The sequence below is a fragment of the Alcanivorax sp. MD8A genome (assembly GCF_002888555.1).
Lineage (GTDB): Bacteria > Pseudomonadota > Gammaproteobacteria > Pseudomonadales > Alcanivoracaceae > Alcanivorax.
In genome coordinates this window covers 1-14,292 of the sequence record NZ_AQOQ01000051.1, presented here as the reverse complement: position 1 = coordinate 14,292, position 14,292 = coordinate 1, and the positions used below count along the sequence as shown (strand labels likewise).

General features: G+C 58.9%; 15 protein-coding genes. 5 read left to right on the top strand and 10 right to left on the bottom strand.

The features are described 5' to 3' along the window. Positions 1-509: 509 nt before the first annotated feature. Positions 510-1,400, top strand: coding sequence for a diguanylate cyclase domain-containing protein (locus A15D_RS16300; RefSeq protein WP_233192276.1), 891 nt, complete (start codon positions 510-512; stop codon positions 1,398-1,400). A 1-nt stretch (position 1,401) separates the two neighbouring features. Continuing rightward, complete coding sequence (locus A15D_RS16295) at positions 1,402-2,436, top strand: AraC family transcriptional regulator (protein WP_102792787.1); 1,035 nt, start codon at positions 1,402-1,404, stop codon at positions 2,434-2,436. A gap of 124 nt (positions 2,437-2,560) precedes the next feature. Here the strand turns inward: A15D_RS16295 and A15D_RS16290 are convergent, their stop codons facing one another. Further along, entirely contained in the window at positions 2,561-3,115 is a 555-nt protein-coding gene (locus A15D_RS16290) for a DUF2780 domain-containing protein (protein ID WP_022986381.1), read from the bottom strand. A gap of 93 nt (positions 3,116-3,208) precedes the next feature. Continuing rightward, a complete protein-coding gene (locus A15D_RS16285) occupies positions 3,209-3,646 on the bottom strand; it encodes a MarR family winged helix-turn-helix transcriptional regulator (RefSeq protein ID WP_022986380.1) in 438 nt (145 codons plus the stop codon). 97 nt (positions 3,647-3,743) lie between these two features. Between A15D_RS16285 and A15D_RS16280 the strand changes: the two genes are divergently transcribed. Next, positions 3,744-4,019 carry a DUF2218 domain-containing protein gene (locus A15D_RS16280; protein ID WP_022986379.1) on the top strand — a complete coding sequence of 92 codons (276 nt, stop codon included), beginning with the start codon at positions 3,744-3,746 and terminating at the stop codon, positions 4,017-4,019. A gap of 3 nt (positions 4,020-4,022) precedes the next feature. Here A15D_RS16280 and A15D_RS16275 read toward each other — a convergent pair whose 3' ends face one another. The 4 genes from A15D_RS16275 to A15D_RS16260 all read right to left on the bottom strand — a co-directional run bounded on the left by A15D_RS16275 (position 4,023) and on the right by A15D_RS16260 (position 6,758). Continuing rightward, positions 4,023-4,637, bottom strand: a complete 615-nt coding sequence (locus tag A15D_RS16275) for a trimeric intracellular cation channel family protein (protein WP_022986378.1) — start codon at positions 4,635-4,637, stop codon at positions 4,023-4,025. Between the two features lie 26 nt (positions 4,638-4,663). Beyond that, entirely contained in the window at positions 4,664-5,503 is an 840-nt protein-coding gene (locus A15D_RS16270; protein WP_022986377.1) for a S1 RNA-binding domain-containing protein, read from the bottom strand. 120 nt (positions 5,504-5,623) lie between these two features. Beyond that, positions 5,624-6,160, bottom strand: coding sequence for a DUF2058 domain-containing protein (locus A15D_RS16265; RefSeq protein ID WP_031226914.1), 537 nt, complete (start codon positions 6,158-6,160; stop codon positions 5,624-5,626). Between the two features lie 73 nt (positions 6,161-6,233). Next, positions 6,234-6,758 (bottom strand): DUF4262 domain-containing protein, encoded by a 525-nt coding sequence (locus A15D_RS16260; protein WP_102792786.1) that lies wholly within the window; start codon positions 6,756-6,758, stop codon positions 6,234-6,236. Between the two features lie 137 nt (positions 6,759-6,895). Here A15D_RS16260 and A15D_RS16255 point away from each other — a divergent pair, with 137 nt between their 5' ends. Further along, a complete protein-coding gene (locus A15D_RS16255; protein WP_022986374.1) occupies positions 6,896-7,636 on the top strand; it encodes a TIGR04219 family outer membrane beta-barrel protein in 741 nt (246 codons plus the stop codon). A 20-nt stretch (positions 7,637-7,656) separates the two neighbouring features. After that, positions 7,657-8,421 (top strand): TIGR04219 family outer membrane beta-barrel protein, encoded by a 765-nt coding sequence (locus A15D_RS16250; protein ID WP_022986373.1) that lies wholly within the window; start codon positions 7,657-7,659, stop codon positions 8,419-8,421. A 7-nt stretch (positions 8,422-8,428) separates the two neighbouring features. On the opposite strand, the gene A15D_RS16245 is transcribed toward A15D_RS16250, so the two are convergent. From A15D_RS16245 to A15D_RS16230, 4 genes are all read right to left on the bottom strand, one after another. Then, positions 8,429-9,310 carry an acyltransferase gene (locus A15D_RS16245; protein ID WP_022986372.1) on the bottom strand — a complete coding sequence of 294 codons (882 nt, stop codon included), beginning with the start codon at positions 9,308-9,310 and terminating at the stop codon, positions 8,429-8,431. Positions 9,311-9,334: 24 nt separating this feature from the next. Further along, entirely contained in the window at positions 9,335-11,575 is a 2,241-nt protein-coding gene (gene parC / locus A15D_RS16240) for a DNA topoisomerase IV subunit A (protein ID WP_022986371.1), read from the bottom strand. Between the two features lie 118 nt (positions 11,576-11,693). Further along, the gene (parE, locus tag A15D_RS16235) at positions 11,694-13,580 is read right to left on the bottom strand and encodes a DNA topoisomerase IV subunit B (protein ID WP_022986370.1); all 1,887 of its coding nucleotides are present in this window, start codon (positions 13,578-13,580) and stop codon (positions 11,694-11,696) included. A 76-nt stretch (positions 13,581-13,656) separates the two neighbouring features. Next, on the bottom strand, positions 13,657-14,250 hold the full coding sequence (locus A15D_RS16230) for a YqiA/YcfP family alpha/beta fold hydrolase (protein WP_031226912.1): 594 nt from the start codon (positions 14,248-14,250) through the stop codon (positions 13,657-13,659). Positions 14,251-14,292 lie beyond the last annotated feature (42 nt).

Below are 14,292 nucleotides of genomic sequence, written 5' to 3'. Positions count from 1 at the left end.
GGCTCCCTTTCCTAGCGACAAAGCGCAGCAGATGGGCCCTTCAGGCCGCGCCCTTCGGGTCTTCCAGGCTGGCCCGCACTCGTTGTTGTGCTTTTTCGCTGGATGGACATACACCTTCAAAGGCGCGCCTAGATTGCGAACCAGCCTGAAAGACTGAGCACGCAACGGGCTTCTCAACAGCCTGTTAAACAACGTGTTAGATGACATGGGTGTCCCCCGGGCAATGCCCTGTGAAATTGGCAATGCCCGGCACGTTAGGCAGCCCCTATGTCAGTTCGGTTACAGCCTCACCACAAGAGCCGGTTTTCGCGGTGTTTCTCGGTCAATTTGAGCTGTTGTGACCCCCTCCAGGGCAGGCCTGTACTCACCCGAGCCGGTCACAACACGGAAAAGCCGGGGGCATTCATCATTGCCCTGAGCCAATTCGACCCCTCGCGCTCACCACAGGGTTTTCATCAAACTGCAACCTCCCTCCCGTATTGCTGCGGCAGTCAGAAAGGAGAATGCATGTGAAACAGCGACTCAGCCTGCATCGAGGTTCCCTGATTGCCCTGCTGGTCATGGCGAACCTGGTGGTGCTGGCCAACCTGGCCAGTGGCGATCTGAAAACGGTATCGGAACTGGTGTGGCTGGACATCGCGGGGGAAGGGGGAGCCGCGCTGCTTGCCTTGCTGTGGATTGGGCTGATTCTCAATAGCCGCCCGACCGGTCGAGTCACCCGCTTGCTGGTGACAGGCCTGAGTACCCTTTTCCTGGCCTACTGGCAGGACCTGATGGATGAATTCATCCAGTTACCGTCTGCCGTGATGTGGGACCACTGGCTGGAATCCGGCGCCATGCCTCTGGGCATGCTGCTGCTGACACTGGGGATCTACCACTGGCACCGGGAACAGCAGGCAATATCCGCCCAGCTGCAGAAACGGGAGCGGGTGTTTCGGGAGCATCGCAGCCTCGATGGCCTGACACCACTTTCCGGACCACGCTACCTGCGCGAGCAATTGGCCATGGAACTGCTCAAACAGGACCAACCCCTTTCACTGGTCATGCTGGATCTGCACTGCTTCGACCATAGCCGCCGACTCCTCGGCCCCCACGACAGTGACCGGCTGTTAAGGGAAGTGGCCGAAGTGCTGCTGCTCAACCTGCGCCAGCAGGATCTGCTGTGCCGTTACGCCGGTGACCGTTTCGCCGTTGTGCTACCGCGTACGGGGCGCCAGGAAGCCGAGTCCTTGACCCGGGAACTGGAACAGGCGGTTCGCCATTTTGCGTTCAAGACCCAGCGCGGCATCACCCACCCCGTGGCCATCATGGCCGGTCTTGCTGTGGCCCATGACGAGGATGCCGACAGCCTGATCGAGCGCGCCAATCGCAACCTGCACAGTCCATCCCGAGTCGCCTGAGATGGGTTTTTTCCTGCATGACCAGCGCTTTATTCCTGCCCACGGGCAGGCTGCCGTACTGCTGGATCTGGCAGCGGATCAGGCCATCGACAGCAATGTACTGCTACGTCATACCGGCCTGTTCCGTGAACAAATCGTGCAGGGGGAGGCGCAGCTCAGCAGCCATGATTTTCTTCAGCTCATTCACAACAGTCGCCGCAGCCTGGCCGATCCGGAACTCAGCTTTCGCTATGGCCAGCGCCTGTTCCCCGGCCATTATGGTGCCGCCAGCACCCTGCTCGCCAATGCCGGTAACCTGGCCCAGGCGCTGCAGGTGTTCTGTGATTTCGGCGTGCTGATTCAGCCGCTGGCAGGGGCTCGATTGTCACTCAGCGAGCAACATCTCTGCCTGCAGTGGCTCGACTGTGCTGGCAGCGGCCCGCATTGGCGATTCATCGTCGAAGCCGCCATGACCGGCGTCGCCTCGGTCACCCGCTGGCTTAGCGGCGAACGTCTGCCCTGGCAATTTCTGTTCCGGCATGACTGCCCCGATTACCCCGAGCAGTACCAGGTTCATCTGAGCGGCCCACTGCACTTTGCCTCACAGATAGACGCCATGCTGCTGCCCCTGGAGTATCTGGAGCGCCCCTGGCCCAACCACTCGGCCACCGCCAGGCAGGCAGCCCTGCAGCAGTGCCAACAGGAAATCGCCTCGCTACCAGGCACTCTCAGTCTGCGTCACGGGCTCTACCTGCACTTGCTGGAACACATTCACCAGCCGCCGTCACTGCAGGAAAGCGCCGAATGGCTGGAGTGCAGCCCCGCGACCCTGAAACGACGCCTGAAAGGTTTTTCCAGTCACTACCAGCAACTGCTGGATGAAGCCCGACTGCACCAGGCCGTACACTGGCTTGCCTTTCATGGCCTGGGCCCGGATCAGGTGTGCGCACGACTGAATTTCACCGACAGCACCAACTTCCGTCGCTCCTTCAAGCGTTGGAGCGGGCAAACCCCGGCCATGTGTCATCGGCAGCTGCTGCGATTTGCGCAACGATAAGGCACCTGCATAAACGCAGGTCAGCCAAGAGGCGCGGGACAGGAGAGAGAGGAAGAAGGCGGGCACAACAACAACCCGCCCAGACCGCTCACTCTGCCGGAGTGCAGAGCGAGCGGGCAAAGCATCAGGACGCGCCGGCGCCCCACAGGCCTTTCAGAGCGTTCAGCGCCGTGCTACCCACTCCTTCATTGCCCAGGAAGCCGAGAATTTTCGGCGCAAACTGGGAGATCATTTCCGGGCTCAGACCCAGCGACGAAAACACCTTCGCGACACCCTGCAACGAGGAAATGTTGCCCAGCATGGAGGACGCCACACCGCTGCCACCACCCAGCAGGGAATCGAGCCCCGGCACCTTGTCCAGAATACCGCCGAACTGGTCGGCTGACAGGTTGTTCTGGGCCATGGCCAAGAGCGCACCGGCACCCCCCGCGGCTTGCTGCTGAGTCACGCCCAGATCCTTGGTCAGCGAGTCCACCAGAGCCTGGGCTTCACCAGTAATGGCCATGCCACTGTTGGCCGCATCGCTGGCCTCACTGATGGAAGAATTCGCTTTTTGCGAAGCGCTGTTCACCGCCTCATTGGCAGAGTCTGTCATTTTCTTGAAGTCGAACGCCTGCACCGGCGCACTCATCACCATACCCAGCGACACCGCCAGCAACCCAACACGCATCTTGTTCATAACCACTCCCGGTCACTCATTTCCATTGATCATCAACTTGCCGGGGCAACCCCGGCATTCCGACACCTTACCCAGCCGCCTACAGGACGGCCATCACTTTATGTCCGTTTTGCCTGCGGCTTTCATCAGCAACGCCAGGAGCTGCTCCTGCTCCCGCGCATCCAGCCCCACCAGCAAACTGGCGAAAGCCTGCTGGCGAACCTGCTGCCCCCGTTTCGCCACTCCTTCCCCTTCCGGGGTCAGGAACAGATGGGTCCGCCGGCGATCATGGGCATCCGCTTCCTTGCCCAGCAGGCCGGCACCTTCCAGCTGCTTAAGCTTGCGAGCCATCTGCGCCTTGTCGCGGCCCAGGTAATCACATAGTTCGCGGGCGGTGCTGCCCGGGTAGCGTGCAAGAAAGCCCAGCAAGCCAATGTCCGGCGGCCCCAGGCTCAGGGGCAGGTCCGCCAGCCCCTCACGCATCTCACCACGAAGACGATTGAGGATATCCGTAAAGACTTCCCCCAACGCCTGACTGATGGATTCCTGCATGGCACCCCCTTCTCTTGTCTATGCACCCAAAACTGGTTGACTTTATCAACTTTAATCGCAAATATAGTTGACACAATCAACCATTAAAGGAACCACCATGACACATCGACATGGCTACGCCCCCACCGCCCATGCCAGCCTGTACCTGAAAAAACTCTGTCGGCACTTCAGCCACAAAGTCGACACGGAATTCGATGATAGCCGTGGCATTATCCGCTTCCCTTTCGGCACCTGTGAGCTGGACGCCCAACCAGAGGCCCTGCATCTGCACTGTCAGGCGGGAGAAGACAATGTGGAGAAACTGCAATCCGTGATCGACAGCCACTTGCTGCGCTTTGCCAGCAAGGAAACGCTGACACTGGTCTGGCAGTAACGGTTATTTCTCGGGGACGTTGTACTCAAAACGCGGCAGGTGCCACTGATAACGGATCGCCAGCATGCGGACCGTAAATCCAGCGGCCAGCGTCAACAGCGTGATCAGCCAGGCCGGCCAGGCCATCTGTTGCAACACCAGAAACAGGCAAGCCGACCCCAGCGACACCACCGCATACAGTTCCTTCTGAAACACCAGCGGAACACGGTTGCACAGCAGGTCACGAATCACCCCGCCAAAGATGCCGGTAATCAGCCCTGCCAGTACCGCCACCGGCATGCCCAGCCCCATGCTTTGTGCCACTTTCACACCAATAATCGTGAACGCCACCAGTCCGAGGGCATCCAGCATCAGAAACAGCATGCGCAGGCGGGACATGAGCGGTGCAATCCAGATGGTCAGCAACGCCGCCGAGGTCGTCAGCAACAGATATTCCGGGTGGGCAACCCAGGTCAGCGGGTAATGCCCCAACAAGAGGTCACGGATAGAGCCGCCCCCAAACGCGGTGACGGTGGCAATCATCACCACCCCGAACAAATCCATGCGCAATCGCCCCGCCGCCAACGCCCCGGTCATAGCTTCAGCAGTGATACCGATCAGGTACAGGGTCAGCAGCATGGAGATTCCTCGAGCAGGAAGATTTATCAGGCTTTGCGGATACGGTCTTTCTCGATGACGATCTTGCGCGCCTTGTAGAGCCCGCCAATGGCTTGCTTGAAGGCATTCTTGCTGCAGCGGAAGGCATCGAAGATCGCGTCCGGCGCACTCTTGTCACCCAACGGCAATTCGCCACCGGCGTTTTCCAGTGCTGCCAGAATCTGCTCGCTCAGGGCATCACTCTTGGCTGCACCCGGCGCATTCAGGGACAAGCTGAGTTTGCCGTCTTCGCGCAGACGCTGCACATAGCCGGTGACCCGCTGGCCAGGTTTAAGCGGCGCACGCAGTTCCTTGCGGGCAATCATGCCCCAATAACGATGATTGACGACCATCTTCCAGCCCAGATCGGTCTCCCGCCCGGCAATCAGGGCCACCTCATCACCTTGCTGGAATTCATTGCAGGTATCTTTCAGGAAACGATCCAGCTTGGCACTGGCCAACAACCGCCCTTCCCGATCGGTGGTCACCATGACCAGCGCCCGACCTCCGGGCCGCAAGGGGGCGGTCTGTTCAGCCAAAGGCAACAACAGATCCTTGGGCATACCCCAATCCAGAAAAGCGCCTAACTTGCTGGTGGAGACCACGCCCAGACTGGCAACTTCGCCCCGTTGTACCTTGGGCGCTTTTACCGACGCCATGGTGCTGCCCTGGCCATCGTTGTAAAGCGTGACCAGCACGCTGTCACCGGGTTGCAGGTCACCGGCTTCCCGGGTCGGAAGCAACACATCGCCCAATGGGCCGCCGTCCAGTAACAGGCCATTACGCACCGCCCGAATCACTTCCAGCGAATACCGACGCCCCAGCGTCAGGGAAGAAGAAGCCGTCATAAGAGAGTCCGGTTGTCGGAGAGTAAAGGCCAGGATTTCATCAGGGCCGACATCGCGGGCAGTGCCTTCGAGACCACACCGTGCCCACCTGTGCTGTAGCTTGAAGCTTGCCGCTTTTCATCACCACATCAGATCATCGGGAATGGGGAAATCCTTGTAGGGATCATCCTCATCCACATCCTGCGCACCGCGCTCATTGAGCACCAGAATGGGGGCGTCATCACGCTGGCGGATCTTTTCAGCCACCACCGTGGGGACCAGCTCAACGCCCTCACCCAGTGCGACAATGGCAACCTGACCTCGCTCCAGCTGTTGCTGCTGTTTTGCCGTAACCCAGGTTTTCTTGATTTTCTTGTCCTGCACGAACTGATAGGCCACCTCGGCACCGTTTCGGTCGAGGCGACTTTGCTCAATCATTTGCTTGATCTGGGCAGCAATTTCCTTGCGCTCACGCTCGGCCTTGCGTTCCGCTTCGCGCTGGCGATCGGCTTCGGCTTTTTCCGCCTGCTGACGACGCACCCGCTCGGCGGCATCGTCCTGTTCGATCTCGCCACGCTTGACCTTGTTGGCCACTTCACGTTTCTGCTGCTTGGCCCGGCGCGCCTTTTTTTGGTCCGACAGGCCGGCCTTCATCAATTGTTCCTGCAGGGAGCTCATTCAGACCTCTCACATATCGGTAACAGGTGTATCGTAGGGTGGAAATTTCCGAAAGGAAATCTCCACCATGGGGCTAAGGCCGGGCCAGCGGCGTCGCCGGGGCCGGCCCAAGCAGGGGCTGGGCGCGCCGGAAACGGGCGTCATAGCCGGGCTGCCATGGGAATACCCCTTTCGGGTCTGGCCAGACCATCTGCAAGGCAGGATAAGGCGCCGGCAGACTTTGGTAGAACCAGTTGGCAAAGCCCAGGTATTCCTTGTAATGCGGAAACGCCACCGGCAGGAACATGACCTCAAGCCCATCGGCGATATCATTGTACAACCGGTAGGGCTGATACGGCTTGTTCAGGCCACGAATACGCACTGCAGCGCTGTCGAGCAAGCGGCTGGCCAGCGCGTCCTTCAACCCCACCACGATCAGCTCGGGGTGGTTCAAGTTCAGGAAATGCCCCACGCTAAAAGTATAGCCAGGCTGACCATCACCTCCAGGCACGGCAAAATGGTGCCATCCCTTGCGCTGGATATCTGCCAGTAGCACCTCATCTTCTGCATCTTCCGGGGCGGGGTAACGGAACTGACCGGGCATCTCGTCAAGAAACATGACTGTGTGAACTCCAGGGCCTGCAGCCCGTTAAACACATTTGCGTAGAGCGATTCTAGCAGAATCCGCACTGCCTTGGCGCCCGGCATCCTCCCTGCGCTATACTTCAGGGACATTCCCTGCCGACTGGATCACTCATGAAACGAACGCTGCTTGCAACCGCCGCCCTGTTTACCTCCTCTGCCCTGTACGCGGCGCCAGGCCTCACTGTCTATGGCGGTGGGTACAGCTGGGACAGTGAACTGGAAGGCACCTTCTCCTCCGGCGGGGCCAACATTGATGTGCAGGATGATCTGGGCTTCAACGAAGCCGATCAGGGTGTCCTTTATCTGGGCATTGAACACGCCGTTCCGATCCTCCCCAACTTCCGGGTCCGCTATATGGATCTTTCTGATACGGCCAGCAACCGTATCCAGCGCACCTTCGAGTTCAATGGCCAGATCTATGTGGCGCAAACCCGAGTCGATACCGACTTTGATATGGAGATGCTCGATGGCACCTTCTACTACACGCCAGTAGATACTGCCCTGAAACTGGATGTGGGCCTGACCGTCCGCAAGATGGAAGGCTACCTGCATCTCAATAGTCTGAATTCCGATGCCCGAATCGACGTCGATGAAATTGTCCCCATGTTGCATCTTGGCGCCAGAGCCAACCTCCCTGTACCCGGTGTCTATGTGGGAGGGGAAATCAATGCCATTGAATACGATGGCTCTGGCATCAATGATTTCGATGTGCAGGTCGGTTGGCGCTCCGATTACCTGATTGGCATTGAAGTCGGCTATAGCTACCTGCAACTGGATCTGGAAGATGTCAGCTCTCTGGACACCGACCTGGAAATGGGCGGCCCTTACCTGGCGCTCTCGATTGGTTTCTGACCTTGCAGGAGACCCGAACAATGAAGACAGGGATTGTCCTCGCCTGTGCCAGCCTCGCTATCAGCCATTCTGCCTTGGCCGAGGGCGTCCGTTTATCCGGGGGAGGGTACAGCTGGAACAGTGAACTGGAGGGCACCATCAGCGACGGAGATGAACTGGATCTGGATAACGATCTGCAGTTCAACCATGCCAGACAGAGCGGCGCCTACCTCACACTGGAACACGACAATCACTGGCTGCCCAATGCCCGGCTTCGCTACCTGGGGGTGCGCGATGCCGCCAGCACTTCGTCCCCCCGGGATCTGCAGTTCGCAGGCGAAAGTTTTATTGCCGGAGACCAGATTCGTAACGATCTGGATCTCCGCGTTTCTGATGCCACCCTGTACTACTCTCTCCCCCGCAACAACGGAGGCAAAGTGAATGTTGGGCTGGCAGCCCGGGATCTGAACGGCGAACTGGAAATTCTTTCCACTTCGGCACAGGCAATACGCCGCATTGACGAGACGCTTCCGGTATTCCATCTGGCGGGGTATTTACCGTTCCCATTGTTATCCGATAACGCGTACCTGGGAGCCGAAGCCAATGGCATCTATCTGGATGAAGATCAGTTGGGCGACTTTATTTTACGGGCAGGGTGGCAATCGGATTTTTTACTGGGGCTGGAAGTCGGCTTCCATCAGATGTTCATAAAACTCGACGAGGATTCCCGGAATCAGGCCGTAAACCTGAAATTTGGGGGCCCGTACGTGGCGCTAACACTGAACTTTCAGGGGCCCGCTTTCTAGCGAGGAATCAGCTGATTTCTCGCTTCAGTTCTTGCAAGTGCAGGTCCTTGGCTGCCCACAATTCGCTAACCCACTGCTGTAACTCGGCACGAAACTCGGCATCTTCCTGGTAATCACTGCGCCACAGGGCGGGATCCAGCGGACGCGTCTGCACGTCCACCACCACGCGATTCACCTTGCCACTTAGCAGTGCCCAGAAACCGGGTGGCGTGCCCTGCGGATAGGCGATCGTCACGTCCAGGAGCGCGTCAAGATTATCCCCCAGTGCTGCCAGCACGAAGGCCACACCCCCAGCCTTTGGGTTGAGAAGGTGGGTGTAGGGCGCCCCCTGTTGCTTGTGCTTGGCCGGTGTAAAACGGGTCCCTTCCAGAAAGTTCACCACCGTAACCGGGATGCCCTGAAACTTTTCACAGGCCCGGCGGGTAATCTCCAGATCCTTGCCCTTGAGTTCCGGATGTTTCGCCAGCACCGCCTTGCTGTAGCGCTTCATGAACGGATAATCCAGTGCCCAGAACGCCAAGCCCAGAAACGGCACCCAGATCAACTCCTTCTTTAGGAAGAACTTGAAATACGGGGTCTTGCGATTGAACGCCTGCACCAACGCCGGAATATCGACCCATGACTGGTGATTACTGACCACCAGGTAGGAGGTGTCCTGGCGTAACGCTGCCACCCCGCGGATATCCCATTGTGTCGGGGTCATCAAGGCAAAGATCGCCTTGCAGATTTCCGCCCAGGTTTCGGCAATGGTCATCACCATTACCGAGCAGGCTCGCCGCAGGGCCGCTACCGGCAACAGCAACTTCAGCAGCGCCACCACCATCATGGGGCCGATCAATACCAGGGTATTGATCAGCAACAACAACACTGTAATGACGCCCCGTACCATTACTGTTCCCTCAGTCCCTGCTGTTTAAGCGCCCTTTCTCTCAACAGCCATGCTGTCCACGTTCTGGAAACCACGTGGCAGCTTGGCACCCCGGCGGCCCCGTTCACCGTAGTAATGCTCCAGGTCAGATGCCTTCAGCGTCAGGTGGCGTTTACCAGCAAAGATGGTTAACGAATCCTGCGGCCCCAACACCTGCACGTCTTGCACAAACTCTTCCCGTGCCGCCACCCGTGCAGACGGTATCGACATCATCTTGTTGCCTTTACCGCGCGCCATTTCCGGCAGCTCCTTGACCGGGAAGACCAACAAACGCCCTTCGTTGGACACCAGTGCGATAAGGTCATCGCTGACACTGCCCACCGCCTGCGGTACCAGCACCTTGGCCCCCTTGGGCACGCTCAGCGCGGCCTTGCCCGCCTTCTTGTTAGCGAGCAGATCGGTATAGCGCACCACAAAGCCGTAGCCGGCATCGGTGCTCATCAGGAAGGCATCCTTTTCCTTGCCCATGACGGCGGCCATGAAAATGGCCCCCGAGGGCGGACTGACCCGCCCGGACAACGGCTCGCCCTGGCCTCGGGCGCTGGGCAGGGTATGTGCAGGGAGGGAATAACTGCGCCCGGTACTGTCGATAAAGCACACCGGCTGATTCGACTTGCCCCGGGCACTGGCGCGGTATTTGTCGCCGGCCTTGTAGCTGAGGCCTTCCACATCCACATCATGCCCCTTGGCAGCACGCACCCAGCCTTTTTCAGACAGCACCACCGTCACCGGATCGGCACTGACCAGATCGGTTTCATCCAGCGCGGAAGCGGCACTGCGTTCCACCAGCGGCGAGCGACGGTCATCCCCGTATTTCTCAGCGTCTTCCTTCAGCTCTTTCGCCACCAGTTTCTTCATGCGGGCCGTGGAGCCGAGCGTGGCTTCCAGGGTTTCACGTTCTTCGTTGAGCTCATCCTGCTCGCCACGAATCTTCATTTCCTCGAGTTTGGCCAGGTGGCGCAATTTCAGTTCGAGGATGGCTTCGGCCTGGCGGTCGGAAATCCCGAAGCGCTCCATCAGCACCGGCTTGGGCGCATCTTCGGTACGAATGATGTGGATCACTTCATCAATATTGAGGAATGCGACCAACAAGCCTTCCAGGATATGCAGGCGTTCGAGCACCTTGTCGAGGCGGTGCTGCAAGCGACGGCGCACCGTGACCATGCGGAACTGCAACCACTCGTTGAGAATGGTGTCCAGGCTCTTCACCTGTGGCCGGCCATCAATGCCGATCATGTTCAGGTTAACCCGGTAGTTCTTTTCCAGATCCGTGGTAGCAAACAGGTGCCCCATGAGCTGCTCAATATCCACCCGGTTGGATTTGGGTGTAATCACCAGCCGGGTCGGATTCTCGTGATCGGATTCATCACGCAGGTCGCTGACCATGGGCAGCTTTTTCTTGTTCATCTGGTCGGCGATCTGCTCCAGCACCTTGGCGCCGGAGACCTGATACGGCAGCGCCGTGACCACGATATCGCCATCCTCACGCTCGTAAACGGCACGCTGTTTCAGCGACCCCTTGCCCTCGGCGTACATGCGGATGATGTCGTTGATCGGGGTAATGATTTCCGCCTCGGTGGGGAAATCCGGCCCGGTAATATGCTCCATCAAATCATCCAGCGAGGCGCCGGGATCTTTCAGCAGATGGATACAGGCGTTGGCGACTTCACGCAGGTTATGGGGCGGAATGTCTGTGCTCATGCCCACCGCAATACCGGTGGTGCCATTGAGCAGCACATTGGGCAGTCGTGCCGGCAGCAGCTTCGGCTCATCCATGGTGCCATCGAAGTTCGGCACCCATTCCACCGTGCCCTGCCCCAGCTCCGCCAGTAGCACCTCGGCATAGGGCGCCAACTTGGATTCGGTATAACGCATGGCCGCGAAGGACTTCGGATCATCCGCGCTGCCCCAGTTACCCTGACCATCCACCAACGGATAGCGGTAACTGAACGGCTGCGCCATCAATACCATGGCCTCGTAACAGGCCGAGTCTCCATGGGGGTGATACTTACCCAGTACATCACCCACGGTACGGGCGGACTTCTTGTACTTGGCGGTATTCTTCAGGCCCAGCTCACTCATCGCGTACACGATTCGACGCTGCACCGGTTTCAGGCCGTCACCGATATTCGGCAGGGCCCGATCGAGAATCACGTACATGGAATAATCCAGGTACGCTTTTTCGGTGTATTCCCTCAGGGGAAAACTTTCAAATTCGTCAGCCATTTTTGCTCGCTATACTCACTTTAGTCTGACGTCTGACCTCTGAAGTCGGACGACAAAACCGATTATTCCTTTGCGTCAGACGTCCGACCCCAGACGTCCAACCCGCCGCAGCGCAGCGCTACACTTCAGCCAGATTCCCCTTTTCTTCCAGCCAGATCTTGCGATCCGAGGCGCGCTTCTTGCTCAGCAACATGTCCATCAACTGGTGGGTGTCATCGTCGCCACTGATGGACAGGCGCACCAGACGGCGGGTGTCGCGGGCCATGGTGGTTTCACGCAATTGCAGCGGGTTCATTTCGCCCAGCCCCTTGAATCGGGTGACGTTAACCTTGCCTCGCTTCTTCTCGGCCTTGATGCGATCGAGCACCCCTTCGCGTTCGTCCTTGTCCAGGGCGTAGTACACGTCCTTGCCCACATCGATGCGGTACAGCGGTGGCATGGCCACAAACACATGACCGTTTTTCACCAGCGCGGGGAAATGCCGCAGGAACAAGGCGCAGATCAGGGTCGCGATGTGCAGACCGTCAGAGTCCGCATCGGCAAGAATGCAGACCTTGCCATAGCGCAAGCCACTGAGATCATCACTGCCCGGCTCGATCCCCAGTGCCACCGCAATATCATGGATTTCCTGACTGCCCAGCACCTCACCAGAGTCCACTTCCCAGGTGTTCATGATCTTGCCCCGCAGGGGCATGATCGCCTGATAGACCCGGTCACGGGCCTGCTTGGCACTGCCCCCGGCAGAATCCCCTTCCACCAGAAAGATTTCACTCTGGGACGGATCATCGCTGGTACAGTCGGCCAGCTTGCCGGGCAACGCCGGGCCGCTGGTGACTTTTTTGCGCGTGACCTTTTTGGCCGCACGCAACCGTTTCTGGGCGTTGTTGATACACAGGTCCGCCAGCTTCTCGGCTTCGTCGGTGTGCTGGTTCAACCACAGGGAAAAGGCATCCTTCACCACGCCAGACACGAACGCCGCCGTCTGCCGTGAGCTCAGCCTCTCTTTGGTCTGGCCTGCGAACTGCGGATCCTGCATCTTGACGCTCAGGACGTAGGCCGCCCGGTCCCAGATGTCTTCCGGGGTCAGCTTCACCCCACGGGGCAGCAGGTTGCGGAACTCACAGAACTCACGCATGGCCTCCAGCAGACCGGAACGCAACCCGTTCACGTGCGTGCCGCCCTGGGCGGTGGGAATCAGGTTGACGTAGGACTCCTGCACCAGCTCGCCACCTTCCGGCAACCACATGACAGCCCAGTCCACTGCCTCGGTCTCGGCACTCATGGCGCCGTTGAAGGGCTCTTCCGGCACCCGCTCCCAGCCGGTAGCCGATTCCAGCAGATATTCAATCAAGCCGTCTTCAAACTGCCAGGTCTCGGTTTCTCCGCTGAGCTGGTTTTCCAGAATGACCTTCAGGCCCGGGCACAATACGGCCTTGGCCCGCAGCAGGTGCTTGAGCCGCGAAACGGAAATCTTCGGGGAGTCGAAATACGACGGGTCTGGCCAGAACCGCAGAATGGTACCGGTGTTGCGCTTGCCCACCGTGTCCACCACTTCCAGTTCGCTGCGCTTTTCGCCATCGCCAAACTCGATGCGGTGCAGCTGCCCGTCACGTTTGACCAGCACTTCCAGCTTGGTGGACAGGGCATTCACCACCGACACACCCACACCGTGCAAACCACCACTGAACTGGTAGTTGTTGTTGGAAAACTTGCCGCCCGCATGCAGAGTGGAAAGGATCACCTCCACCCCGGGTTTCTTCTGCACCGGGTGCAGGTCCACCGGCATCCCGCGGCCATCATCTTCCACTTCCACGCCACCGTCCTTGAACAGGGTGACCTTGATGGACTTGGCATGGCCCGCCAGTGCTTCATCGACCGAGTTGTCGATCACTTCCTGGGCCAGGTGGTTGGGGCGGGTGGTGTCGGTGTACATGCCGGGACGCTTGCGCACCGGCTCCAGGCCCGACAGTACTTCAATATTCTCGGACGTATAGTTGTTGGTCATAAAGTATCTTGAATTCAGGGTCGGACGTCTGACGTTGGACGCCGGACGACTGACAAACGGGTTGTCGTGCCAGACGTCAGACTGCCGACGTCAGACTCACACCACAAAACCGCAGAATCAGCGGTATGAAGGCGTCAAAGTTATCAAAGGCGTGGCTGCCACCCAAGCCACAATAGCGGTGACAGTCGCCATAATAGTCCCAGCCATCTTCCCAGTTGAGGGTTTCATCCCCGGTCTGGGTCAGCAACAGCTGGTTGTCCGGCTTGGAAATGTCTGCCACTTCGTAGTGGCGCAACTCTTCCAGCCAGGCCGGATTGAACTGGTAGGCCTCTCCGGTGTGATAGTTATGCTGGATACCTGTGTATTTGTCCAGTAGTCGCCATGGACGAACTGCCGGATTGATGTGTGCCGCCTTGAGATCATGGTGCTCGGCCAGCCAGGTGGCATAGAAGCCCCCGAGCGACGAGCCCAGCAGCGCCACCGGCCCGGCCGACGCGATGGCCGCATCCAGCTCCGCCATGGCCTGCCGCGGGGACGGTGGCAAGGCCGGCACAATCAGGCGCTCCGCACAGCCAGCGCGCTCGAACACCTCACGCAGAATCCCCGCCTTGTGCGAAGCCGGAGAGCTGTTGAAGCCGTGAATGTAGAGAAGAGAGGTTTCTGGGGCCATGGCATCGCAACCGAAACAGTGAACAGTGAACAGTGAACAGTG

Excerpts from the sequence above, each read along its gene's own strand:
- A15D_RS16295 (WP_102792787.1), top strand. The coding sequence starts at position 1,402 with ATGGGTTTTTTCCTGCATGACCAGCGCTTTATTCCTGCCCACGGGCAG.
- A15D_RS16290 (WP_022986381.1), bottom strand. The coding sequence starts at position 3,115 with ATGAACAAGATGCGTGTTGGGTTGCTGGCGGTGTCGCTGGGTATGGTG.
- A15D_RS16285 (WP_022986380.1), bottom strand. The coding sequence starts at position 3,646 with ATGCAGGAATCCATCAGTCAGGCGTTGGGGGAAGTCTTTACGGATATC.
- A15D_RS16280 (WP_022986379.1), top strand. The coding sequence starts at position 3,744 with ATGACACATCGACATGGCTACGCCCCCACCGCCCATGCCAGCCTGTAC.
- A15D_RS16275 (WP_022986378.1), bottom strand. The coding sequence starts at position 4,637 with ATGCTGCTGACCCTGTACCTGATCGGTATCACTGCTGAAGCTATGACC.
- A15D_RS16270 (WP_022986377.1), bottom strand. The coding sequence starts at position 5,503 with ATGACGGCTTCTTCTTCCCTGACGCTGGGGCGTCGGTATTCGCTGGAA.
- A15D_RS16265 (WP_031226914.1), bottom strand. The coding sequence starts at position 6,160 with ATGAGCTCCCTGCAGGAACAATTGATGAAGGCCGGCCTGTCGGACCAA.
- A15D_RS16260 (WP_102792786.1), bottom strand. The coding sequence starts at position 6,758 with ATGTTTCTTGACGAGATGCCCGGTCAGTTCCGTTACCCCGCCCCGGAA.
- A15D_RS16255 (WP_022986374.1), top strand. The coding sequence starts at position 6,896 with ATGAAACGAACGCTGCTTGCAACCGCCGCCCTGTTTACCTCCTCTGCC.
- A15D_RS16250 (WP_022986373.1), top strand. The coding sequence starts at position 7,657 with ATGAAGACAGGGATTGTCCTCGCCTGTGCCAGCCTCGCTATCAGCCAT.
- A15D_RS16245 (WP_022986372.1), bottom strand. The coding sequence starts at position 9,310 with ATGGTACGGGGCGTCATTACAGTGTTGTTGTTGCTGATCAATACCCTG.
- parC (WP_022986371.1), bottom strand. The coding sequence starts at position 11,575 with ATGGCTGACGAATTTGAAAGTTTTCCCCTGAGGGAATACACCGAAAAA.
- parE (WP_022986370.1), bottom strand. The coding sequence starts at position 13,580 with ATGACCAACAACTATACGTCCGAGAATATTGAAGTACTGTCGGGCCTG.
- A15D_RS16230 (WP_031226912.1), bottom strand. The coding sequence starts at position 14,250 with ATGGCCCCAGAAACCTCTCTTCTCTACATTCACGGCTTCAACAGCTCT.